Here is a 21798-nt window from a genome sequence, read left to right as displayed (position 1 = left end):
CCGTCGAGGCGTCTCAGGCGAGCCGGCGCGACGACGCCCGCACGATGAGCTCGGGCAGGGTCTGCGTGCGCTGCACCGGGCGGCCGGGGCCCTCATCGAGCCGGGCGACCAGCGTCTCCACCGCGAGCCGGCCGATCTGCGCCTTCGGAGGCCGCAGCGCGGTGATGGGCGGCTCGCCCTGCTCGGCGATCTCGTCGTCGTACGCGACGATCGCGAGGTCTTCGGGGATCCGCAGGCCGCGATCGCGGACCTGATGCGCGAGATGGATGGCCTGCGGGTCGGCGTGCACGAGCAGCGCGGTGGTGCCGGAGGCGAGGCAGCGGTCGACGAGCTCGGCGAGCGTGCGCTCGCGCCCGGCGCCGTCGAGGTCCTCCAGGGCGAACTCGAACGACGCAGCGGCGCGGAGGCCGAGGTCGGCGAGGCCGTTCGCCCAGCCGCGGCGGAGGTGCTCGGCGGTGGGGGAGTCGCGCTGCAGTGCGAGCGCGAGACGTCGGTGACCCTCCTCGTAGAGGTGGTGCGCCGCGAGGATCGCCCCGAACTCGTGGTCGGTCGTGACCCATTCGAGCCGCTGGAGCGCGAGCGCTGCCGGGGCACGGCGCTCGGCGAGGACGACGGGGAGGTCGAGCCCGTCGAGCCAGGTCAGGATGGCCGCGCCGTCGCGTCCGGACGTCTCGGGCCCCACGACGAGCCCGTGCACCCCGCCGGTCTCGACGAGCGCCTGGATCTGCCGGCGCTGATCGGCCGGGTCGTACGACGCCCCGCGGAGGACGAGCTGGGCCTGCGCCGCGCTCGCCGCCGCGCGGGCGCCGATCACGATCTGCGGCCAGTAGTAGCTCAGCGACGGCACCACCATGCCGATGCGGTACCTCGCGTGCGCTGCGTCGGCGGCGCGCGGCACGGTCCGGTCGAGCGGGCTGCGCAGGGTCGCTCCGCCGTGCACGCGGGTCAGGAGGCCCTGGTCGGCGAGCGCCCCGATGTCGCGTCGCACGGTGATCTCGGTCACCCCGAGCTCGGCGGCGAGCTCCCGCACCGACACCGCGCCCTGGCGGCGCAGCTCGTCGAGGATGCGTTCACGGCGCTCGATCGCGAAGCGCGGGGCGCGAGCGTCGTTCATACGGTCGCCTCCCGGTCGGCGGCGCGGAAACGAACGGTGGCGGTGCGAGCGGATGCCGCGGGCCGGAGCCGCACGCGCGTGATGGTGCCGGCGCCCCAGGCGCGATCGACCATCTCATCCGGGACAGGCGGGTGGTCGAGCTCGACCTGCTCGGCATCGTGCTCGACGAGGAGGTCGCGACTGCCCGCCACGGGCCGCACGACGCGGAGGACGCCGGGCCCGACGACCTCGACCCGGCCCCACGCGATCCAGGTGGTCCGCGTCGAGCCGTCGCCGTCGCCGTCGCCGCCGGTGCCGGTGCCTGCCAGCCGCCAGTCGTCGCCGACGATCGCGACGCCGCGCTCGCGGTCGAGCTCGATGCGCCGGCGCCAGGACTCGTCCGGCCCGAGCGGCCAGGCCTGCGAGAGGTCGAGCGACCACGCCGCCGGCCCGCCCGTGGCGGCGTCATCCCGTCCGTCGAGCGGCCCGGTGCGGAATCCGGCGCCCGGCGCCTGCACCGCCCCGTGCGGCTCGGGCACGCTGTGCCAGTCGCTCCGCACGGGCCACAGGTCGTACCGGTCGGGACCGAAGGTGCGGGCGTCGTAGACGGGCCGGCCGACGTCGACGATCGCCGGCAGCCCGTCGAGGGCGACCGTCACGCTGCCGAGGTCGTTGTGGTTGTGGTGCTCGGCGTTGTGGCCGCCCTTCAGCGAGATGGCGAGGCCGGAGGCATCCGATCGTTCTCGCGCGAGCGCCACGGCGAGCGACGGGAGCACGACGCTCGCCGGCAGCGGCGCCTCGGCGGGCGCGGCCGACTGCCAGTCGTGATCGCCGAGGGCGGCGATGAGCCGCCCGAGCCCGCTGTTCGGGGCGTGCGGCGACGCCGGCTCGGCGCGGTGGGCGCGCGCCGCGGCGACGACGTCGTCGAGTCCGAACCGGAGCCCCCACGTGTGTGCGATGCGCCACGGATGCACCGGATCGGGGTGCGGGTTCGCATCCGCGAGTCCCAGCACCCACTCGTCGCCGAGCCGCATGCGGCCGGGGAAGCCGAGCAGTTCGGCGATCCCCGCGAGCTCGGGCTCGGCGGCGGGATCGAACGCGCCGCCGGTCAGCCGCCCGAGCAGCTCGAGCGCCTCGAGCGCGCGGCCGGCACCGTTCCACCAGTACGCGACGCCCTCGTCGATGCCGCCGTCGGCCGGGAGCACGGCGAGATACCGGTCGAGTTCGTCGACGGCGAGCTCGACGATGCGTGCACGCTGCGGGCCGTCGGCGAAGGCAGACCCGGCGGCGATGACGTTGGCGTGGATCCAGGGGCTCCAGTTGCTCGGCCGCGGCGCCGTCAGCCACGTCCAGTCGCGGCGGACGAGGAACGGGCCGAGGACGCGCGACTCGACCTCGGCGGCGAGCCGGCCGAGGAGGCCCGGGTAGGCGGCGTCGAGCTCGTCGCCGATGGTCAGCGCGATCCACGCCGCGAGCCCGGCCATCTCGCCGGCTCCCAGGTCGAGGACCGGATGCGTCGGATCCGGAACGACGCCGCCGGTGCGCGCGAACACGTCGTCGTGGGCCGGCCAGCACCAGGTCGACTGCTCGCAGACGACGAGCACGCCGTCGGCGACCTCGGCGAGCAGTGCGGCCGCGACGTCGGGTGCGGCAGTCGCCCCCGCGTCGAGCGCGGCGGTCGCGGCGAGCGCCGCCACGGCGAGTCGGTCCATCCGGCCGAATACCGCCGCCTCGTATGCGGAGCGGTCGCCGTCGCGCGGGTACCGGGCGAAGTCGGTGAGGCGCGTGTCGGGCCAGGGTGCGCCGCGGGCGGCGAGGGCCCGTTCGGTGAACGCGCGGATCTCGGCCGCGGCGGCGGGATGATCGAGCGTCGCGGCGAAGCGGCGCGGCACGTCGGCGGGGAGCCCTCCGGTGCGCCGCCAGGCGTCGACGAGGGCGCCGCGGCGAATGAGGGCGGGGTGCAGTGCCATGGGGCTCCAGATGCAGAAGAGGATCGACTCTGATCGGTTGTGTTCGAATGCGTTGCCGGTGATCGAAGGAGAGTATTCACTGGTCGTCTGCCGGCCCGCAAGCGCCCGATGAGGAGCCACCGATGACCCACGCCCGCCCAGCCGCGCTCATCGCGATGCGCCCGGACGTCTTCCGCCTCCAGTTCGATGCGCCGCACAGCGCGCGGCTCGCCCAGCTCGCCGAGCTCCTTCGGCCGGGCGTCGTCGACCTCGACGACCCGGCCCTCGCGGAGGACCTCGCCGGGGTCGAGGTGCTCGTCACCTCGTGGGGCGCGCCGCGCCTCACCGCCGACCGGCTCGACCGCATGCCGCGCCTCCGCGCCGTGTTCCACGCCGCGGGCTCCGTGCGGCCTGTCACGACGGAGGCGTTCTGGCAGCGAGGCATCCGCATCACGAGCGCCGCCTCCGCGAACGCGATCCCGGTCGCCGAGTTCACCTTCGCCTCCATCGTGCTCGCGGGCAAGCGCGCCCAGGTGCTCGCGCGCGACCCGCTCGCGCATCGTGACGGCTGGAGCGCGCAGCTGCACGCCGGCGGCTCGTCGAACCTCGGCCGCCGCATCGGCATCGTCGGCTTCAGCCGCATCGGCCGACGGGTGGTCGAGCTGCTGCAGCAGCTCGAGGACGTGGAGGTGCTCGTCGCCGACCCGTACGCCGACCCCGAGCAGGTGCGGGCGGCGGGCGGGCGTCTCGTACCGCTCGACGAGCTGCTCGACGCGGTCGACGTGCTGAGCCTGCACGCCCCCGAGCTGCCCGAGACGCGCGGCATGATCGGGGCCGCCGAGCTCGCCCGGCTGCGCGACGGCGCCACGGTCGTGAACACCGCCCGCGGCGGTCTCATCGACACCGACGCACTGGCCGAAGCATGCGCCCGCGGCCGGCTCGACGCCGTGCTCGACGTCACCGACCCCGAGCCGCTGCCGCTCGACTCGCCGCTGCTGCGCCTGCCGAACGTCTCGATCACGCCGCACATCGCCGGCTCGCTCGGCACCGAGACGCGCCGGATGGCCGACGCCGCGCTCGGCGAGCTCGCCCGCTGGACGCTCGGGCAGCCGCTGGACGAGGAGGTGCGGGTGGGGGACCTGGGCCGACGGGCATGAGCGAGCGCGACCCGCTGGCCCCCATCACGGGCTGGGGCCGGGCCGACTGGCTCGCCCTCGCCGACCGGATGCTCGGCGCCGCGCGGACGGTCGCCTCGCCCCGGCATGCCCAGCTCGACTTCCCGGGCGGGCCCGGGGGCCGCGGTCGCGACGTCGACCGGCTCGAAGGGTTCGCCCGCACCTTCCTGCTGGCCGCGTTCCGCATCGCCGGCTCGCCCGACGACACGGAGGACCTCGCCGACTGGTACGCCGAGGGGCTCGACGCGGGCACCGACCCGCGCTCGCCTGAGCGGTGGCCCCGTCTCGACGAGGTCGACCAGGCGAAGGTGGAGGCCGCCGCCATCGCGATCGGACTGCACCTGGCCCGCCCCCGGCTCTGGGACCGCCTCGACGACCGGGTGCGGGGACAGCTCGTGGACTGGCTGGCCGGGTTCGTGGGCGGCTCGCATCCGCCGAACAACTGGGCGTGGTTCCGCATCGTCGTCGAGCAGTTCCTCGGGAACGTCGGCGGCCCGTACGCCGAGGACGACCTCGACGCCGATCTCGACCTGCTCGACACGTTCGCCCGCGACGGCGGGTGGATCTCCGACGGGGCCGCGCGCGCCTTCGACCATTACACGGGATGGGCGCTGCACCTGTATCCGGTGCTCTGGGAGACCATGCTCGCGCCGGGCGACCCGCGTCGGGCGCGGCTCGCCGGCGTCCGGGCCGGCCTCGACGCGTACCTCGCCGATGCGGTCCACCTCGTCGGCGCCGACGGCGGGCCGCTCATCCAGGGCCGGAGCCTGACCTACCGGTTCGCCGCCGCCGCGCCGTTCTGGGCCGGCGCCCTCGCCGGGTCGACCGCCCTCGAGCCGGGGACCATCCGCCGGGCGGCCAGCGGCATCGTCTCGCACTTCGCCGAACGGGGCGCTCCCGACGCCGAGGGCCGGCTGAGCCTCGGCTGGCACGGCGCGTGGCGGGCGATCGCGCAGTCCTATTCGGGCCCGGGTTCGCCGTACTGGGCGGCGAAGGGCATGCTCGGCATCGCGCTGCCCGAGTCGCACCCGGTGTGGCAGGCGACCGAGCTGCCGCTGCCCGTCGAACGAGGCGACACCCTGCGCCGGCTCGTCGCCCCGGGATGGCTCGTGAGCGGCACGCGCGCCGACGGGATCGTGCGCGTCGTCAACCACGGCACGGATTACGCCCTCGGGCCAGGAGACCTGATCCATGACGGGCCGCTGTACGCGCGTCTCGGCTACTCGACGGCCACCGCACCGCTCCTCGCGGGCGGCGTCGCCGAGGAGCGCCCCGATCAGTCCGCCGGCATCGTGCGGGGTGGGCGGTCGAGCTCCCGGGCGGGATTCGCGACCGACCGGCTCGAGGTGCTCCAGGCCGAAGACGGCAGCCCAGTGGGCGTCGCGATCTCCACGGCCACCGCGCACTGGGTCGACGACCGGCCGCCGCATCCCGACCTCGGGCACCCGCTGCCCGGCGGCCACCTGCGCCGCGGCCCCGAGACGACGACCGTGTCGATCGTGCGCGGTCCGTGGGAGGTCCGCCTCGTCCGCGTCGGACGCGACGGGCTCCGCCCCGGCGACCGTGTGCGCGTCAGCGGCTGGCCCGTGAGCGGGGCGTCGCTGAGCGAGGGTTCCGCGCCACCAGGTGCCGAGCGAGCGGCCGCCGTTCGCACCGACGCGGGGCTCGAGTCCGTGCTCGTCGCGGTGTCGGGCTTCGACGAGACCGGGGTGCAGCTCGACGCGGATGTCACGTTCCTCGGTCCCGCGACCGCCACGCCGTGGGCCGAGGGGCCGGTGGTCGCGGACGAGTGGACGGTGGCCATCATCGCCCTCGCCGGTGTCCGGCCGGGCGCACCGCCGGGCGTGACCCCGGTTCCGTCTGCAGACGTCGTGCGGGTCGACTGGGCCGACGGCGCCCGGGTCGAGATCGACCTCCCGGCCGAGTAGCGCCCGCTGGCGCCTTGACGCGCGCAGCGCCCGCCGGCGCCTTGACGCGAGCGTCGCCGGGTGGTCGCATGGTCGGATGCCGGCAGACCCGCGACCGCTCATCGACGACGAGCAGCTCGACGACCTCGAGCGCGAAGTGCTCGGCCGCGTTCGCGGACGCGTGCTCGAGATCGGGGCGGGCGACGGGGAGAACTTCGGGGCGTGGCATCCCGACGTGTCGTGGATCGGGCTGGAACCCGACGCGCGTCGCCGCACCGAGCTCGCCACGCGGGCTCGCGAGTGGCGCCACGACGCCGCGCCGCTCGACGCCGTCGCGGAGTCGATCCCGCTGCCGGATGCCTCGGTCGACGCGGTCGTCGGCACGTACGTGCTGTGCTCGGTGACCGACCTCGCCGCCGCGCTCGCCGAGGTGCGCCGCGTGCTCGTGCCCGGCGGCCGGGTCGTCTTCGTCGACCACGTCGTCGCGCCGCCCCGGACCCTCAAGCGCGTCGTCCAACGCGTCGCGACGCCCATCTCCAAGCGCTGCTGCCACGGCTGCCACTGGGACCGAGACCCCGAGGCCGCGCTCGCCGCGGCGGGGTTCGCGGGCGACGACGTGCACCGGCTCCGTGTGCGGTCGACGCCGTTCGGCCCGGTGCCGGTACTCGTCTTCGACGGGCATGCCGGGTAAGCGGCGGGCGGCAGGTTAGCGGGCGACCGGCGGGACGTTGTGCGACACGAGTCCTGCCCGGCCCGGTTCCCACCGCAGTTCGGTGAGCGCTGCATTGCCGACGGCGGGAAAGACCTCTCGGTAGCGGTCGGGCGCCACGCCGATCACCGCGCACAGCAGCAGCCGCATGAGCGTGGAGTGCATGACCACCAGCACGGTGCCGTCGGGATGGGCCGCGCCGATCTCCTCGAGCGCGGGCATGGCGCGGGCGATCGCGTCCGTCCCGCGCTCTCCGCCTGGAAGCGGTACCGACGCCGGCTCGGCGAGGTACGCTGCCAGGTCCGCTGGGAACCGGCGGTGCATCTCCGCCCGCGTCAGCCCTTCACCGCGCCCGAACGCCACCTCGCGAAGCCGGTCGTCGGTCCGCAGGGGCACGCCCGCCGCGCGGGCCGACGGCGCCGCGGTCGCGGTGGCCCTCGACTGCGGCGACGACCAGACCGCGGCGAGCCCGGCCGTCGACGCCCACTCGGCGAGGCGCTCCGCCTGCGCGAGGCCGGCGGCGGTGAGCGCGACGTCGGAGGAGCCGGCGTAGCGGTTCTCGTGGTGCCACACGGTCTCGGCGTGACGGGCGAGCACGAGCCTCATGTGCGGGCCTCCAGCCAGCCGAATCGGATGAGCGCCTCCGTGAACCGGGCATAGTGATCGTCGAGTCCGCGGACCCACGCCGGTTCCGGGTCGACCACCGTCGAGGGGCGCGAGAGTCGCGCGGCCACCTCGGCGAGGCGCTCCGAGCCCGAGCGGGCCCCCCACGCGGCGAGCATCGCGGCACCGACCGCGCCGTCCGCCGCGGTGATGGCGAGCGGGACGCCGAGCACCGAGGCACGCACCCGGTTCCACAGCCGGCTGCGGGTGCCGCCGCCGGACGTGCTCACCGTGCGGACGGCGGAGGCCGCGTCGGCGGCGAGCACCTCCAGGCCCAGCCGCTCAACGAACGCGACACCGGCGAACGCCGACAGGAGGCCCGCCGGCCCGAGTGCGCGGAGCGAGTCGAGCGGCGCGGTGCCGTCGGCGGTGAGCACGAACCCGCGGGCGGTGGGCGCGACGACGGGGAATCGCTCGCCCACGCCCGTCAGCGGGTAGCTGAGCGGCACGGTGACCGGATCGAGTGCCTCGGCGCCGGCCTCGAGCGGCGCCAGGTCGCGATCGGACGACACCACCTCGGCGAGCATCCCCGCACCGGTGTTCGACGCCCCGCCGGGCAGCCAGGTCAGCCCGTCCGGCGAGCGGTGCGCGTACACCGCGCCGTCTCCGCCCGACACCGGCTTCGCCGAGACGCCTTTGAAGACGAGGGTCGTGCCGAGCACGGTGTGCCAGGCGCCGGCGTCGAGGGCGCCCGAGGCGAGCTGCGCGGCGCAGCCGTCGGTGAGCCCTGCGAAGACGGGCACGCCGGCCGGGATCCCCGTCTCACGCGCCCAGTCGGCGCCGACGACGCCGATCGTCGTGCCGGGGGCGACCACATCGGGCAGGATGTCGCGCCGGACGCCGAGATGCTCGAGCAGGTCGTCGTCCCAGCGGAGCTCGTGCGTGTCGTAGCCGAGCTTCAGCGCGCTCGTCCAATCGGTCGGCACGGGGTGACCGCAGATCGCCGCGGCGACGACGTCGCCCTGGAGCACGAGACGCCGGTCGCGCAGGTCGCCGTGCGAGGCCCACCACGCCAGCGTGCAGATCGGCCAGCTCGGCTGCGGCGAGTACCCGAGACGCGCCCAGAGCGCGGGGGCCGCCGCGGCGACCTCGCCCGCCGCGGATGCGCCGCGGAGGTCGTCGTACATCACTCCGGGTGTCGCCGGGATGCCTGCTGCGTCCGCCAGCACGACGGAGCCGGAGGTGGAGCAGAGCGAGATGCCTCCGATCCGCTCGCGGGCGGCAGGCGCGAGGGGGGCGATCACCGCGGCGACGGCTCGTGCGGCGGCCGTGCGCCACAGCGCGGGATCCTGCTCGTGCAGACCGTCGACGCGTCGACTGCGCAGCGGGGCGTCGGCGCGGCCGGCGACGTCACCCCGATCGTCGACGACGGCCGCCTTCACGCTCTGCGTGCCGAGGTCGACGCCGACCCACAGCGGGTCGTGCGTCACCGGCGGGCCTGGTCCACGGTCACGAGGTACCGCGCGTACGCGTCCTCGTACTGCGCTGCCATCCGCCGATCAGGCTCGATCACCACCCCGTCGGGGACGGGGTCGTCGGTGAGGCCCTGAGCGATGACCGCGGCACCGCGCACGCCCACCTGCTCCACGCCGGGAAGCATGATCGGCAGCTGCAGGACATCGGCGAACAGCTGGGCGAGCTGCCGTGACCGGAAGCCGCCGCCCACGCCGGTGACCGCATCGACCTCGCCCAGTCTCGCGAGACAGGACCTCGCGGCGAAGGCGATCGCCTCGCACAGCGCCCGCATCAGGTCGTGCCGGTCGCTCGTGAGCTCGAGCCCGTCGAACCTCGCTCGGACCGAGCTGTCCACGAAGGGCGCACGTTCGCCCGCGGACGAGTAGAACGGCAGCGCCGTCACACCGTGGGCCCCCGCGACACTGTCGCGCAGCAGCCCGTCGAGCTCGTCGCTTCGCGTGCCGATCAGCCGGTGCAGCCAGTCGATGGCCGGCGTGCCGACCATCGACGGCATGATGCGCAGCGCGCGATCGGGCGTCGGAGTGCAGAGGTAGCTCCCGGCCGGTTCGCCGTCGACCGGTGCGACCGGCCAGTCGACGAGTTTCTGACAGCTGAGGGTGGTGCCGAGCACCACGACCGCGGCGTCGGTGCGGTGAGCGCCCGCACCGTACTGGCAGGCGACGACGTCGTAGGGCCCCGCGTAGACGGGGGTGTCTGCGGCGAGGCCCAGCTCGGACGCCACGCGCGGGAGCAGGGGGGCGTTGGCTCCCGGGGGCGCGACCTCGGGCAGCAGCGCGCGCCGATGCCCGAACCCGCAGACCTCCGGCACCCAGTCGAGGTAGTCGCGGGTGCGCACGTCGAGGAACGGTGCCGACACGCTGGCCGCGTCGACCACCACGGCGCCGGTGAGCTGCTCGGCGATCGCGTCGACGCAGCGCCCGGCGACGGCCGACCGGTCGAGACTCTCGGGCTCGTGTCGATCGAGCCAGGCCAGGAGCGCGGGCGGGGAACCGGGGAAGAGACACGACCCGGTTCCGCGGTAGAGCTCGTCGGCGACCCCGTCGTCCCACTCGTCGAGGACGGCGGCGGCACGGGAGTCCATCCAGGAGATCGCCGGCCGCACCGGGGAGCCCTGCGCGTCGCGGAGCCACAGCCCGTCGCCCTGGCCGGTGATCGCGATGCCGTCGATCGGCCGGTCGGCCGTGTCGATCACCCGCCGGGCGACCTCGAGGACGGCGCCGGTCAGCTCCTCGATGCGCTGCTCGACGACGCCGTCGCGGCCGGCGTGCAGCTCGGCCGGGCGGGCGACGGCGTCGCCGACGGTGCCGTCGGGCTCGACGACGGCCGCCTTGACGATGCTGGTGCCGACGTCGATGGCGAGTACCCGGCCCGCGGCCCCCGACTCGCTCACGAGACCGACACCTCGGCGTTCGCGCGGTGCGCGAGCGGCGCGCCGGTGAGGTGGCGCACGAGCTCCTCCGCGACGATGGATGCCCCGCGCCGGGCCGTCGACCGGCTGGCGCCTGCCAGGTGCGGTGAGAGCACCACGTTCGGCAGCGACAGGAGCTCGGAGTCGGGGGAGGGCGGCTCCACGTCGTAGACGTCGAGCGCGGCGGCTCCCAGGTGTCCGTCGGCGAGCAGGCGGGTGAGCGCCCCGTAGTCGAGCAGTCCGCCGCGCGCGCTGTTGACGACGACCGCGCCGGGGCGAAGCCGTCTGAGCGCCGCCTCGTCGAGCAGCAGCGTCGTCTCCGGGGTCAGACGGGCGTGCAGGCTCACGATGTCGCTCGCCGCCAGGAGGTCGTCGAGGCTCGCCGGCTCCACGCCGTCGGCGTAGAGGTCGTCGACGGCGGCGTACGGGTCGTGGACGAGGACGCGCGAGCCGAACGCGAGCAGGATCCGGCCGACGAGCCGGCCGATCGCGCCGTAGCCGATGAGGCCGACCGTGGAGCCGGAGAGCTCGATCCCGGCGTTCTCGTATGTGTAGTAGTCGCCGCGCCAGACGCCGCGGGCGAGCTCGGTATGCGCGGCGGTGAGGTGGCGCGTGGCCGCGAGGATCAGGCCCACGGCGTACTCGGCGGCGGCGCGCGCGTTGCGGCCCGGAGCGAACGACACCGCGACACCCGCTGCGCTCGCCGCGTCGAGGTCGCAGTTGACCGGGCCCCCTCGGCTGATGCCGATGAATCGCAGCGCGGGGCTGGCCTCGATGACCGATCGGCTGAACGGTGCCAGCTGGGTGACTGCGGCGTCGACGCCGTCCAACGCGTCGATCAGTTCTTCGACGGAGCCGCTGGCCTCGTCGACGCCGTCGACGGGCCCGAACGGGACCTGCGGCCACGGCAGCGTGAGCTCCCGGAACCGCAGGTCGTCGCTCACACCCGCGCGCGTCGCGTGCGCGAGGATCGCGTCGCGGAACAGGCTCGGGAGGATGAAGTTGTCGCCCGCGATGAGGATGTCGACCATGATGCCCTTCTCGTCGGCCGGATGCCGTGTCCGACCGACCATATCATCAAAGACGATAATTAGAACGTCATAGATGTTAGTATCCCCGGATGCATCGAAGCAGCGAGCGCGGAAGCGCCCCGGGCGACGTCGGGGCCCGGCCGTGAGCGCGGGTCTGGCGCTCTTCCTCGTCGCGTCGCTCTTCGCGTTCGTCTACGGCAGCAACGCGGGAAGCGTGCTGGTCTCCATCGGACTGACCGCGTCGAACACGCCGGTCTGGCTGGCCGTCCTCGCACTCGGCGCGGCCGTCGCCATCGCCCCGGTCCTGCTCGGAACCGGGGTGGCGACGACGATCGCCGCCGAGCTCGTGACGCTCGACGGCGAGGCGGGGCGGTGGCTCCTCGTCGCGGCCGTGGTGTCGGCGATGCTCGTCGCGGCCGTGCTGTCGTGGCGAGGCCTTCCCACGAGCATGACCCTCGCCCTGCTCGCGGCGATGACCGGCGTCGGGCTCGGCGCGGGCACCGACGTGTCGTGGCCGCGCCTCGCCGAGGTGGCCGCCGGGCTCCTGCTCGCGCCCCTGCTCGGCGTGATCGCCGCACTGCTGCTCCGGCTGGGCCTGCGCCCGTGGCGGACGCGCTGGGCCGTGCGCGACGTCGCCGGTGGCGTCCATGTGCTCGCGTTCGCCGCGCTCGCGATGGCCTTCGGCGCCGCGGACGGCCAGAAGATCCTCGCCGTCATGGCCGTGGCGATGGACACGGTCGGCGAGCGGGCCGAGATCGTGCCCCTGCAGCTCGCGGTCGCCGGCGTGGTGTTCGCCGCCGGTGCCGCGTTCGGCGTCCGCCGGATGGCGGCCACCGTCAACCGCGGGGTGCTGGCGGTGCGCCCCGACGCGGCGGCGACGAGCGAGCTGGCCACCGCGGCCGTCATGTTCGGCGGGTCGGCGCTCGGGGTGCCGGCCGGGATGTCGCAGGTCGTGAGCGGTTCGCTCATCGGCATCGGGATGTCATCGGGAATGAGGAGGATCAGATGGGAGAACGCCGCCAGACTCGGCAACGCCTGGGTGGCGACGGTGCCGGCGACGCTGCTGGCCGGGTTCGCGGCCGGGCTGATCGTGGGCGCCGTCGCGGTCTGAGGCTCCTGCCTTCCGCGCTCGGGTCTCGGACCGACCGCGAGCTCGTCCGACGGCTCTCCGAGCAGGTCGCCGCGCTCGATCGGGGGGTCGAGGTCACCGCCCGGATGCTGCGGGGCGAGCTCGAGCCCGAGGCCGCGAGGCGCCGGCTGCGCCGCATCGAACACGACGGCGACGATGCGCGCGGTGCGGTCGTCGAAGCGATCTCGCGGGCATTCATCACGCCGATCGACCGGGAGGACTTGTTCCGTCTGTCGCGGTCCATCGACGACGTCCTCGACACGGTGCGCGACCTCGTCCGCGAGTACGACCTCTACCGGATGCCGCCCGACCCCGTGCTCGCGACGGTCTTCGCCGGCGTCGCCGCGGCCGTCCCGCGTCTCGGCGAGGCCGTCGGGGAGCTGGGTGCAGATACCACGCGCCTGCGCGAGGCCGCGCTGCAGGCGAAGAAGAACGACGTCCGGCGCCGGTTCCAGCGGGCGATGGCCGAACTCCTCGAGGGTGCGGGCAGCGATGCGCGGGCGCTCGAGCGGCGGGAGCTCCTGCGCCGGGTCGACGGAATCGGGCTGCGGCTCGGCGAGGCGGCCGACGCCATCGCCGACGGTGCCGTGAAGCGAGGGGCGTGACGGTGACGAGTGAACGAGAGGCGACGATGGACGGACAAGCAGTGACGGCGATGGACGGGATGACGGCGGCCGGAGGCCCCCCGGAGTTGCGAGCGCTCGCCGCCGATCTCGCGCGACGGGCGAGCCGGCTCGTGGCCGATGAGCGCCAGGCGGGTGTGTCGGTCGCTGCGACGAAGTCCTCGCTCGTCGATGTCGTGACCGCGGTCGATCAGGCGTCGGAGGCGTTCATCCGCGCCGCGCTCGCAGAGCTCAGGCCGGACGACGGCTTCATCGGCGAGGAGTCGGGCTCGAGCGCGGGTGCCAGCGGGCTGACCTGGGTGGTGGACCCCATCGACGGCACGGTGAACTTCCTGTACGGCATCCCGGCCTATGCGGTGTCCATCGCGGTGATGTCGGGATCCGACCCCTTCGACGGCGGGCTCCTCGCCGGTGCCGTCGCGAATCCGGCGACCGGTGAGATCTGGAGCGCGTCCCGCGGCGGTGGAGCCTTCCTCGACGGTCGTCCCGTCCGGGCGAGTGCGGCGGGAGAGCTCTCCCTCGCGCTCGTCGGCACCGGCTTCTCGTACCTGCCCGAGCGACGGCGTGCGCAGGGCGCCATGACGGCCGAACTCCTGCCGCGCGTGCGCGATCTGCGGCGGATCGGCGCAGCGGCACTGGACCTGTGCGCGGTGGCGACGGGGCGTCTCGACGGCTACGTCGAACGGTGGCTGAATCCGTGGGACTACGCCGCGGGGGTGCTGATCGCCGAGGAGGCCGGTGCCGCGGTCTCGGCGACGGAGCCGGCGGCGGACGGGAGCCGGCTGGTCACCGCGGCGGCGCCGGGGATCGCCGCGGAGCTCGCCGACGTCGTCGCGCCGCTCGACGCTGCCGTCCTGGCCCGCCTCGGCGTCGCTGGCGAAACGTCGAATTAACGGTAGAAATCACATCACAAAAGATGTTCATCACGAATTCCTTGTGCTTTTTCTCCCCGTTCAGTTAGTCTCATCATGCTCGGTCAGTGCGGCCCGGAGCGGTTCCGGCCCGCTGCCGTCTGGCAGAAAGAGGTAGCTTCCGTGGAATCGCCCGTCGCTCACCGGTCCGGGGACCTGTTCCCCGCGACCGCACGATGGATCTGGCATGCCGACGAGGAGAGCCCGCGCAACGCGTGGCGCTGCTTCCGTGCCGAGTTCATCGGCTCGGACCCGACGGCCCGCCTCCGGATCACCGGCGACTCGCGGTACACCGTGTGGGTGAACGGACACCGCGTCGGCGACGGACCCGTCCGCGGGTACGTCGGACAGTACCGCGTCGACACCTGGGAGATCGGGCACCTGCTCGTCGAGGACGGCCCTAACACGGTCGCCGTCCTCGTGCGGCACTTCGGTGTGCCGACGTTCTCGCACCGCCGATCGCGCGGAGGACTCCTGCTCGCCGTCGAAGCGGACGGAGCCGGAGCGCTCCTCGTGAGCGACGGCCGCTGGCTCTCGACGGCACACCGCGGCCAGGAGCCGCGCTCCAGTCGCATGTCGCCCCAGCTCGCCTTCACCGAGGTGGTCGACGGTCGCTGGGAGCCCGGATGGCACGAGGCGGACTTCCGCCCCGGCGCCGGGTGGACGCCCGTCGAGGTGCTCGGGCCCGAGGGGACGGCGCCCTGGGGCGCCCTGGCTCCGCGCGACATCCCTGCGCTCGAGGAGCGGACGGTGCGGCCCGCCTCCGTCGAAAGCCTCGCGTTCACGACGCGGCACGACTTCGGTGCCACGATCGACGCACGCAACCACTTCGTCCCGGAGACCGAGCACCATGCCGACGTCGTCGCCTATGCGGGCTACGTGGCCACCGAGATTCAGCTCGACGCGGCGGCGACGCTCGAGATCTCCCTGCCCTTCGCCCGCTCGCACGTCCGAGTCACCGCTATCGGCGTCGATGGTCGGTGGAGCGAGCGCGACGACCTCGACCACGACCCGGCCCTCGGCCGCTCCACACGGCTCGACCTCGACGCCGGGACGCATCTGCTGCTCATCGAGACCAGTCTCACCGACCACGGCTACCCGCTGAACCTCCAGCTGAGCGCCGACGGAGGCAACCTGGTCGTCCGGGCCCCGAGCGCCCACCAGTCCGAGACCCCCTTCGTCGCGTGGACCGTCGCCGTCGCCGAGGCGGATCCGGCTCGCGCGCTGGCGCATCCTCCCGTCGAGGCTCCGCCGTTGCCGGCGGGTTCCCGAGCGCGTGCGAGCGAGCTCGTGTCGGGCGGAGCGACCCCCGGTCCGGGTGAGGAGCCGGTGCGCGCCATCGCCGCCGCCCACGTCAGCCCCGCGAGCGTGTACGGCGACAACGTGCATCCGAGGTCGCGCTCGACGGTCCTGCCGCCCCGCTCGCTGAGCGCCCTCTGCTCGGCGCAGGCCGCGTGGCTGCCGCATCGCGAGGGCCTCGACGCCGAGGTCGTGTTCGACCTCGGCGAGGAGGTCTCCGGCTACTACGAGTTCGAGCTCACCGCGCCGGAGGGAGCCGTCGTCGACGTCTACGGGTTCGAGTACCTCCACGAAGGATGGCGCGAGGACACGATCGGCTGCGACAACACGCTCCGCTACACGACTCGCGAGGGTCGCCAGCGCTACCGCAGCGAGGTGCGGCACGGCGCGCGGTACGTGCAGCTGACCGTCCGGGATGCCTCTGCCCCAGTGCTCGTGCACGAGATCGGCGTCGTCGCCGCCCACTACCCGGTGTCGCGGACCGGCCGGTTCGAGGCCAGCGACCGGCTGCTCGTCGATGCCTGGGAGCTCTCGCGGCGGACGCTCATCACCTGCATGGAGGACACCTTCGTGGACTGTCCCATCTACGAGCAGGCGTTCTGGGTGGGCGACAGCTACTCCTCCTCCCGATTCGCATCGGCGATGTTCGACGCCGATGCGCTGATCGAGCGCTGCCTCCGACTGGTCGCCGGCTCGGAGGCCCAGACCCCGCTGCTCACCTCACAGGTGCCGTCGGGCTGGACCAACGTCATCCCGAACTGGACGTTCCTCTGGGTCATCGCGGTACGCGACCACTGGTTCCGCACCGGCGACGCCGCCTTCGCCGCGGAGCTGCTGCCAGCGGTCACCCGCACGCTGGACGCCTTCGACGCGTACCGCGACGAGCGCGGACTGCTCAGCATCGACGCCTGGAACTTCCTCGACTGGGCCAAACTCGACCACGACAACAGCGGCGTCGTGGGACACCAGAACATGCTCTTCGTCATGGCCTGGGACGCCGCGGCGGCCCTGGCCGCCGCGCTCGGCGACGCCGGATCGGCCGAGCGACTGACGGCGCGCGCGGAGGAGCAGCGGGCGATCGTCGTGCGGGAACTCTGGGACGACGGCGCGGGCGCGTACCTCGACTCCATCGCGGTCGACGGCACCCGGTCGAACGGGTTCAGCCAGCAGACGCAGCTGTTCGCGCTCCTCGCGGGCGCCGGCGATGCGGACCGGCTCGACCGGCTCCAGGACCTCGTCGTCGAGCCCCCGGCCGGGTGGGTGCGGATCGCGAGCCCGTGGCTCGCGATCTTCCTCTACGACGTCCTCGCGGGCCGCGGCCGCACCGACCTGGCGGTCGCCGACCTCCGGGAGAAGTACGGGATGATGCTCGAGCAGGGCGCGGTCACCTGCTGGGAGACCTATCCAGGCTCGACCATGTCGAACGTCGACCGCGTGACCCGCTCCCATTGCCACGCCTGGTCGGCGGCCCCCGCCTCATTCCTGCCGGAGCGCGTGCTCGGCATCCAGCCACTGGAGCCCGGATTCGCGCGGGTGCGCATCGACCCGTTCGCCGGCGACCTCGACTGGGCGCGCGGCCGGGTCCCGCTGCCTGCGGGCGGCGAGCTGTCCGTCTCGTGGGCGCGAGCCGACGACGGCGGCCTCGACGTCGAGGTCGTCGCCCCGGCGGGCGTCGACCTCGAGTTCGCACCCGGTCTCCGCCCCTCCGTCCAACGCATCCCCACCGCCTGAACCCGAACCGCGGGTCATCGGCCGATCGAAAGGAACCCCCATGTCCGAATCTCGTTCTCGCCGCGGGTATCGCCGCGCGACCGTGCTCGCCGCAACGGCCGCCGCGGGACTGCTGCTCACGGCCTGCAGCACCAACGGGCCGTCCGGAGCCGGTGATGGCGAGCGCACGCTCACGATCATCGCCTCCGGCAGTCAGCAGACGGCGCTGGAGGCGCTCATCGAGGAATACGAGGAGGCGAACCCCGGGGTCACCGTCACGGCCTCCTTCGCCCCCAACCAGGAGCTGCAGACCTCCGTCCGGACCCAGCTCGCCGGCGGCAACGCGCCCGACATCGTTGCGGTGTACCCGGGCAACGGCAGCGCCATGTCGATGGCGCAGCTCGCCGAGGCGGGCATGCTCGAGGACCTCAGTGACCAGGAGTGGACCTCGACCGTCCCCGAGGGCTTCCAGGGCGCGTTCACCTACGAGGACGGCGTCTACGTGTACTCGCCGGGGGCGAGCGTCCTCGGCGTCGTCTACAACACCGAGCTCTTCGAACAGCTCGGCCTCGAGGTGCCGACCACCATGAGCGAGTTCGAGGCCGTGGCCGAGCAGGTGAAGGCCGCAGGTGTCACACCGCTGGCGCTCGGGACGAACACCCCGTGGATCACCCAGCTGATCCCGTACGCCCTGGTGCCGGGCATGGTCTATTCCGAGGACCCGGACTTCGGCCAGCAGATGATCGACGGCGAGACGACCTTCGTCGAGTCGGGCTGGCTCGACGCCTTCTCGACCTACGCCGACTGGCAGGCGCGCGGGTTCTTCAACGAGAACCCGAACGGGACGACGAGCGACCAGATGGTGCAGGCGCTCGGCGACGGGACCGCGGCGATGGCCGTCATGGTCTCGGCGACGCTGGAGGGGTATCAGGACGTGATGGGGGAGAAGCTCGGCTACTTCCCGCTGCCGGCCACCGACGACGAGGCGCGCAACTGGATCCCCGGCGGCACCGTCGTCGGACTCGGCGTGACCACGCAGGCCGCTGACCCCGAGCTCGCGAAGGACTTCATCGCCTTCCTCGGCGAAGAGGAGAACATCGTCGAGATGGCCACCGCCATGAACTCGATCCCCTTCGCCCCGTCCGACGAGCTGAGCCCGCTCCTGACCCCGTTCGCCGAGTACTTCGACGCCGGCGAGACGGCGCCGTTCCCCGACCAGACCTGGCCGAACGCCGAAGTGCAGCCGGCCATGTTTGCGGCCATCCAGGAGATGCTCGGCGGGCAGACCACGCCCGAGGGAGCGCTCGCCCAGATGGACGAGGCCTTCGCGCAGTGACGTCCTCGTCCACGCTCGAGAGTGCGGCGGCGCCCGAGGTCGCCGCCGCACCCCGGGTGCCGTCGCCCCGGCGGCGGCGGCCCCGCATCCACACGTCGCCGCCCTGGTGGTTCGCGCTGCCGGCGTTCCTCATGTTCGCCGCGATCGTGGCGGTGCCGACCTTCACCGGACTGGGCGTCGCGTTCACCGACTGGTCCGGCCTCGGCGAGATCGAGCACATCGTCTGGTTCCAGAACTTCATCGACGTGTTCAGCGACAAGCAGGCGCTCGGCTCCATCCGAAACACGCTGCTGCTGACGGTCGTCATCGTGATCGTGCAGAACGTCATTGGTCTGCTGCTGGCCCTCGGCGTGCACAGCCGGGTGAAGAGCCGGTTCGCGCTCCGCACGATCTTCTTCGCTCCCATGGTCGTGAGCGCGGTCATGATCTCGTTCGTCTGGAAGTACATCTACAACCCGCGACCCGACGCCGGCATCAACGGGGTGCTCGGCGCTCTCGGGCTCGACTGGCTGCAGCAGGACTGGCTCGGAGATCCGGAGATGGCCCTGTGGTCGATCGCGATCATCGTGATCTGGCAGGCGGCGGGCTACTCGATGGTCATCTTCCTCGCCGGGCTCACGGGCATCCCGGAGGAGCTCTACGAAGCCGCCATGGTCGACGGGGCGACGCCCATGCAGCGCTTCCGGCACATCACGATCCCGCAGCTGGCCCCTGCCATGACGATCAACGTCCTGCTCTCGCTCACGGGGGCGCTGACGCTGTTCACCCAGGTGCTCACGACGACCGGCGGCGGTCCGGGCTACGCCACCGAGACGCTCTCGACGATCATCTACAAGGAGGCCTTCATCTACGGCAACTTCGGCTACAGCGCCGCCATCGCCGTCCTGCTCACGATCGGCGTCTCCATCGTGGCGTTCACCCAGCTGCGCATCATGCGCCGCAGGGAGGTCGACTGATGACCAAGCGCTACACGTTCCGCACCCTGCTGCTGGAGATCGGCCTCATCGCGGCGGCCGTCGCGTTCCTCTTCCCGGTGTACGCGCTCCTGACGATGGGGTTCAAGGACGCGGCGGAGATCGTCACGAATCCGCTCGGGCTGCCGTCGACGCTGAACTTCGACAACTTCGGGCGCGCGATCGAGTCGGCCAGGCTCATCCCGGCGACGGTCAACAGCCTCATCATCACGGTCGCGAGCGTCGGCGGGCTCGTGCTGTTCGGCTCCCTCGCCGGGTACGTGCTGGCCCGGCGAGCGACCCGGATGAGCTATTGGGCGTACATGGCGATGGTCGCCGGCATCATCCTGCCGTTCCAGCTCGCGATGATCCCGCTGTACCGGGCGATGGTCGTCCTCGAGCTCACGGGCACGCACCTCGGCGTCATCCTCTTCTACTGGGGCGTGCACATGCCGTTGACCGTCTTCCTCTACACGGGTTTCGTCCGCGCCCTGCCCGACGACTACGTGGGTGCCGCGCTGATCGACGGCGCCAATCACTGGCAGGCGTTCTGGCGGGTTCTCTTCCCGTTGCTCCGCCCGGTCACGGGGACCGTGATCATCCTGAACGTCGTGTCGGTGTGGAACGACTTCTTCACCCCGCTGCTCTACCTCGGCAACTCGGGGTTCGAGACCATCCCGGTCCGGGTGTACTCCTTCGTGAACGAGTACACGTCCGACTACGGGCTGGTGGCCGCCGGCATCATCCTCGCGTCGCTGCCCGTGCTGGTGCTGTTCCTGCTGCTGCAGCGCTACGTCATCCACGGCTTCGCGAGCGGGCTGAAGGGATGACCCGCCGCCCGGTGTCGCTCGCGTCGACCGCGACGCCCGTGACGAGCACCGTGCAGCGCACGCTGGTGCCCGGCGAGGTGCTCGCCGCTGGCGTCGAGGCGCCTTTCCGCCGGTTGGCCGAAGGGCCAGGCGAACCGCATCTGCCGCGGGGCGGCCGGCCCGACGCGGCCGAACCCCTCGCACGGGTGCGGCTCGGCCACCTGACCGATCTGCACCTCGCCGACGTCGCGTCGCCGCTGCGGCTCGACTTCGTCGATCCCGCGCGGTGGTCGGGCCCGGTGCCCTACGCGTTCCGCCCGCAGGAGCTGCTCGCCACCCGCGCGGTGACGGCGGCGCTCGAGACGCTCGACGCCCTCGGGGTCGACCTCGTCGTGCAGACCGGCGACGCGGTCGACAACGCGCAACGCAACGAGGTGCGCAGCTACCTCGCCGCGATGCGCGGCGGGCGCGTCGACCCGCTGCTCGGCGACCCGGACGCGAGTCCGCTCTCGTCGGAGTGGCCCGTGCAGCGGGTCTGGCAGCCCGAGCGGCCGGGCAACGCGTACAGCGAGCGCTTCGGACTCCCGGTGATCCCGGGGCTCCTCGCCGAGGCGGCGGCCACCCACGCGAGCGGCGGGCTCGAGACGCCGTGGGTCGCCGTGCGCGGGAACCACGACGTGCTGGTGCTCGGCACCGCCCGCCTCGGCGACGACTTCGACGGCATCGCCCGGGGCGCGCGCAAACCGCTCGCCGGCGATCCGCACGCTCACGCCGGACTGGACGAATACCTGACCGGACCGCACGCCGTCTACGCAGGCCCGGCCGCGACCATCGCCGCGGACGAGGCCCGGGCGCTGCTCGGCCCGAGGGAGTTCGCCGTCGCCCATCGCGACGACCGGGCCGGTCCGGTCGCCGGGCATGGGCTCGCGTCGTCGCCGGACGCGGAACGGCACGGCCGCTACGTGGCCGATCTCGGCGACCGGTTCCGCCTGGTGGCGTTCGACACGAACAACCACCGCGGGATGTGGGACGGCATGCTCGCCCGCGAGCAACTCGCCTGGGTCGACGATGCGCTCTCCGCGGCCGACGAGGACGGGCGGCTCGCCGTGCTCGTCACGCACCACGGCAGCGGGTTCCTCGCGAACGACTACCGGATGTGCGCCGACGAGATCGCCGATCCGGACGCGATCGTCGACCTCCTCCTGCGGCGCCGCAACACCGTCGCATGGCTCAACGGCCACCACCACGGCAACCAGGTGCGGATCCACCCGCGCCCCGGCGGGTCGGGCGTCGTCGAGATCACCACCGCCGCGATCGCCGACTGGCCCTGCCAGGTGCGGGAGATCGAGATCGAGGAACTGCCGCGCAGCATCCGGATCACGACCACGATGCACCACGCCGCCGTCGGCGAGCGGCCGGGTCTCGATACGCCCGCGGAGCTCGCCCGGTTGCATCACGAGCTCGCCGCCAACGAGCTCTGGCGCGGCGCCGGCCGGCCGGGCGCACTCGGCGCGGACGCCGACCGGAACGTCGTCGTCACGCTCGTCCATCCGCTGGCACGCGAGCGCTGAGGGCCGACGCACCGCGGCCGGCTTCCGCTCATCCACTATCCCGCTC

Annotated in this window: 17 protein-coding genes; 11 read left to right on the top strand and 6 right to left on the bottom strand. The window is 73.3% G+C overall.

From position 1 onward, the window contains the following. Positions 1 to 13: 13 nt before the first annotated feature. Complete coding sequence (locus ABIQ69_RS13235) at positions 14 to 1114, bottom strand: substrate-binding domain-containing protein (protein ID WP_350347589.1); 1101 nt, start codon at positions 1112 to 1114, stop codon at positions 14 to 16. Further along, a complete protein-coding gene (locus ABIQ69_RS13230; protein ID WP_350347588.1) occupies positions 1111 to 3063 on the bottom strand; it encodes a hypothetical protein in 1953 nt (650 codons plus the stop codon). The genes ABIQ69_RS13235 and ABIQ69_RS13230 overlap by 4 nt, the downstream gene beginning before the upstream one ends. A gap of 122 nt (positions 3064 to 3185) precedes the next feature. On the opposite strand from ABIQ69_RS13230, the gene ABIQ69_RS13225 reads away from it, so the two are divergent. From ABIQ69_RS13225 to ABIQ69_RS13215, 3 genes are all read left to right on the top strand, one after another. Continuing rightward, positions 3186 to 4199, top strand: coding sequence for a hydroxyacid dehydrogenase (locus ABIQ69_RS13225; RefSeq protein ID WP_350347587.1), 1014 nt, complete (start codon positions 3186 to 3188; stop codon positions 4197 to 4199). After that, a complete protein-coding gene (locus tag ABIQ69_RS13220; protein ID WP_350347586.1) occupies positions 4196 to 6145 on the top strand; it encodes a DUF2264 domain-containing protein in 1950 nt (649 codons plus the stop codon). Before ABIQ69_RS13225 ends, ABIQ69_RS13220 begins: the two co-directional genes overlap by 4 nt. A 76-nt stretch (positions 6146 to 6221) precedes the next feature. Next, positions 6222 to 6815, top strand: a complete 594-nt coding sequence (locus tag ABIQ69_RS13215; RefSeq protein ID WP_350347585.1) for a class I SAM-dependent methyltransferase — start codon at positions 6222 to 6224, stop codon at positions 6813 to 6815. Between the two features lie 15 nt (positions 6816 to 6830). On the opposite strand, the gene ABIQ69_RS13210 is transcribed toward ABIQ69_RS13215, so the two are convergent. The 4 genes from ABIQ69_RS13210 to ABIQ69_RS13195 are packed head-to-tail and all read right to left on the bottom strand — an operon-like array spanning position 6831 to position 11411. After that, complete coding sequence (locus ABIQ69_RS13210; RefSeq protein ID WP_350347584.1) at positions 6831 to 7439, bottom strand: histidine phosphatase family protein; 609 nt, start codon at positions 7437 to 7439, stop codon at positions 6831 to 6833. Beyond that, the gene (locus ABIQ69_RS13205; RefSeq protein ID WP_350347583.1) at positions 7436 to 8926 is read right to left on the bottom strand and encodes an FGGY-family carbohydrate kinase; all 1491 of its coding nucleotides are present in this window, start codon (positions 8924 to 8926) and stop codon (positions 7436 to 7438) included. The genes ABIQ69_RS13210 and ABIQ69_RS13205 overlap by 4 nt, the downstream gene beginning before the upstream one ends. Further along, a complete protein-coding gene (locus tag ABIQ69_RS13200; protein ID WP_350347582.1) occupies positions 8923 to 10362 on the bottom strand; it encodes an FGGY family carbohydrate kinase in 1440 nt (479 codons plus the stop codon). Before ABIQ69_RS13200 ends, ABIQ69_RS13205 begins: the two co-directional genes overlap by 4 nt. Further along, positions 10359 to 11411: a 2-hydroxyacid dehydrogenase gene (locus ABIQ69_RS13195; RefSeq protein ID WP_350347581.1), complete on the bottom strand. Its 1053-nt coding sequence runs from the start codon at positions 11409 to 11411 to the stop codon at positions 10359 to 10361. Before ABIQ69_RS13195 ends, ABIQ69_RS13200 begins: the two co-directional genes overlap by 4 nt. Before the next feature lie 142 nt (positions 11412 to 11553). On the opposite strand from ABIQ69_RS13195, the gene ABIQ69_RS13190 reads away from it, so the two are divergent. The 8 genes from ABIQ69_RS13190 (at position 11554) to ABIQ69_RS13155 (ending at position 21752) form a co-directional block, all read left to right on the top strand. Further along, a complete protein-coding gene (locus tag ABIQ69_RS13190; protein WP_350347580.1) occupies positions 11554 to 12522 on the top strand; it encodes an inorganic phosphate transporter in 969 nt (322 codons plus the stop codon). Further along, positions 12417 to 13145 (top strand): DUF47 family protein, encoded by a 729-nt coding sequence (locus tag ABIQ69_RS13185; RefSeq protein WP_350347579.1) that lies wholly within the window; start codon positions 12417 to 12419, stop codon positions 13143 to 13145. Before ABIQ69_RS13190 ends, ABIQ69_RS13185 begins: the two co-directional genes overlap by 106 nt. Before the next feature lie 2 nt (positions 13146 to 13147). Continuing rightward, on the top strand, positions 13148 to 14056 hold the full coding sequence (locus tag ABIQ69_RS13180) for an inositol monophosphatase family protein (protein WP_350347578.1): 909 nt from the start codon (positions 13148 to 13150) through the stop codon (positions 14054 to 14056). 141 nt (positions 14057 to 14197) lie between these two features. Then, positions 14198 to 17104, top strand: a complete 2907-nt coding sequence (locus tag ABIQ69_RS13175; protein ID WP_350347577.1) for a family 78 glycoside hydrolase catalytic domain — start codon at positions 14198 to 14200, stop codon at positions 17102 to 17104. 40 nt (positions 17105 to 17144) lie between these two features. Further along, positions 17145 to 18419, top strand: a complete 1275-nt coding sequence (locus ABIQ69_RS13170) for an extracellular solute-binding protein (protein ID WP_350347576.1) — start codon at positions 17145 to 17147, stop codon at positions 18417 to 18419. Further along, complete coding sequence (locus ABIQ69_RS13165; protein ID WP_350347575.1) at positions 18416 to 19375, top strand: sugar ABC transporter permease; 960 nt, start codon at positions 18416 to 18418, stop codon at positions 19373 to 19375. Before ABIQ69_RS13170 ends, ABIQ69_RS13165 begins: the two co-directional genes overlap by 4 nt. Further along, positions 19375 to 20202 (top strand): carbohydrate ABC transporter permease, encoded by an 828-nt coding sequence (locus tag ABIQ69_RS13160; RefSeq protein WP_350347574.1) that lies wholly within the window; start codon positions 19375 to 19377, stop codon positions 20200 to 20202. The genes ABIQ69_RS13165 and ABIQ69_RS13160 overlap by 1 nt, the downstream gene beginning before the upstream one ends. Continuing rightward, positions 20199 to 21752, top strand: coding sequence for a metallophosphoesterase (locus ABIQ69_RS13155; protein WP_350347573.1), 1554 nt, complete (start codon positions 20199 to 20201; stop codon positions 21750 to 21752). Before ABIQ69_RS13160 ends, ABIQ69_RS13155 begins: the two co-directional genes overlap by 4 nt. Positions 21753 to 21798 lie beyond the last annotated feature (46 nt).

Origin of the sequence: Agromyces sp. G08B096, from assembly GCF_040267705.1 — a bacterium.
In the GTDB taxonomy this organism is placed as follows: domain Bacteria; phylum Actinomycetota; class Actinomycetes; order Actinomycetales; family Microbacteriaceae; genus Agromyces.
Note: the sequence above shows the minus strand (reverse complement) of the source record. Positions and strands in the feature narration are given on the sequence as shown.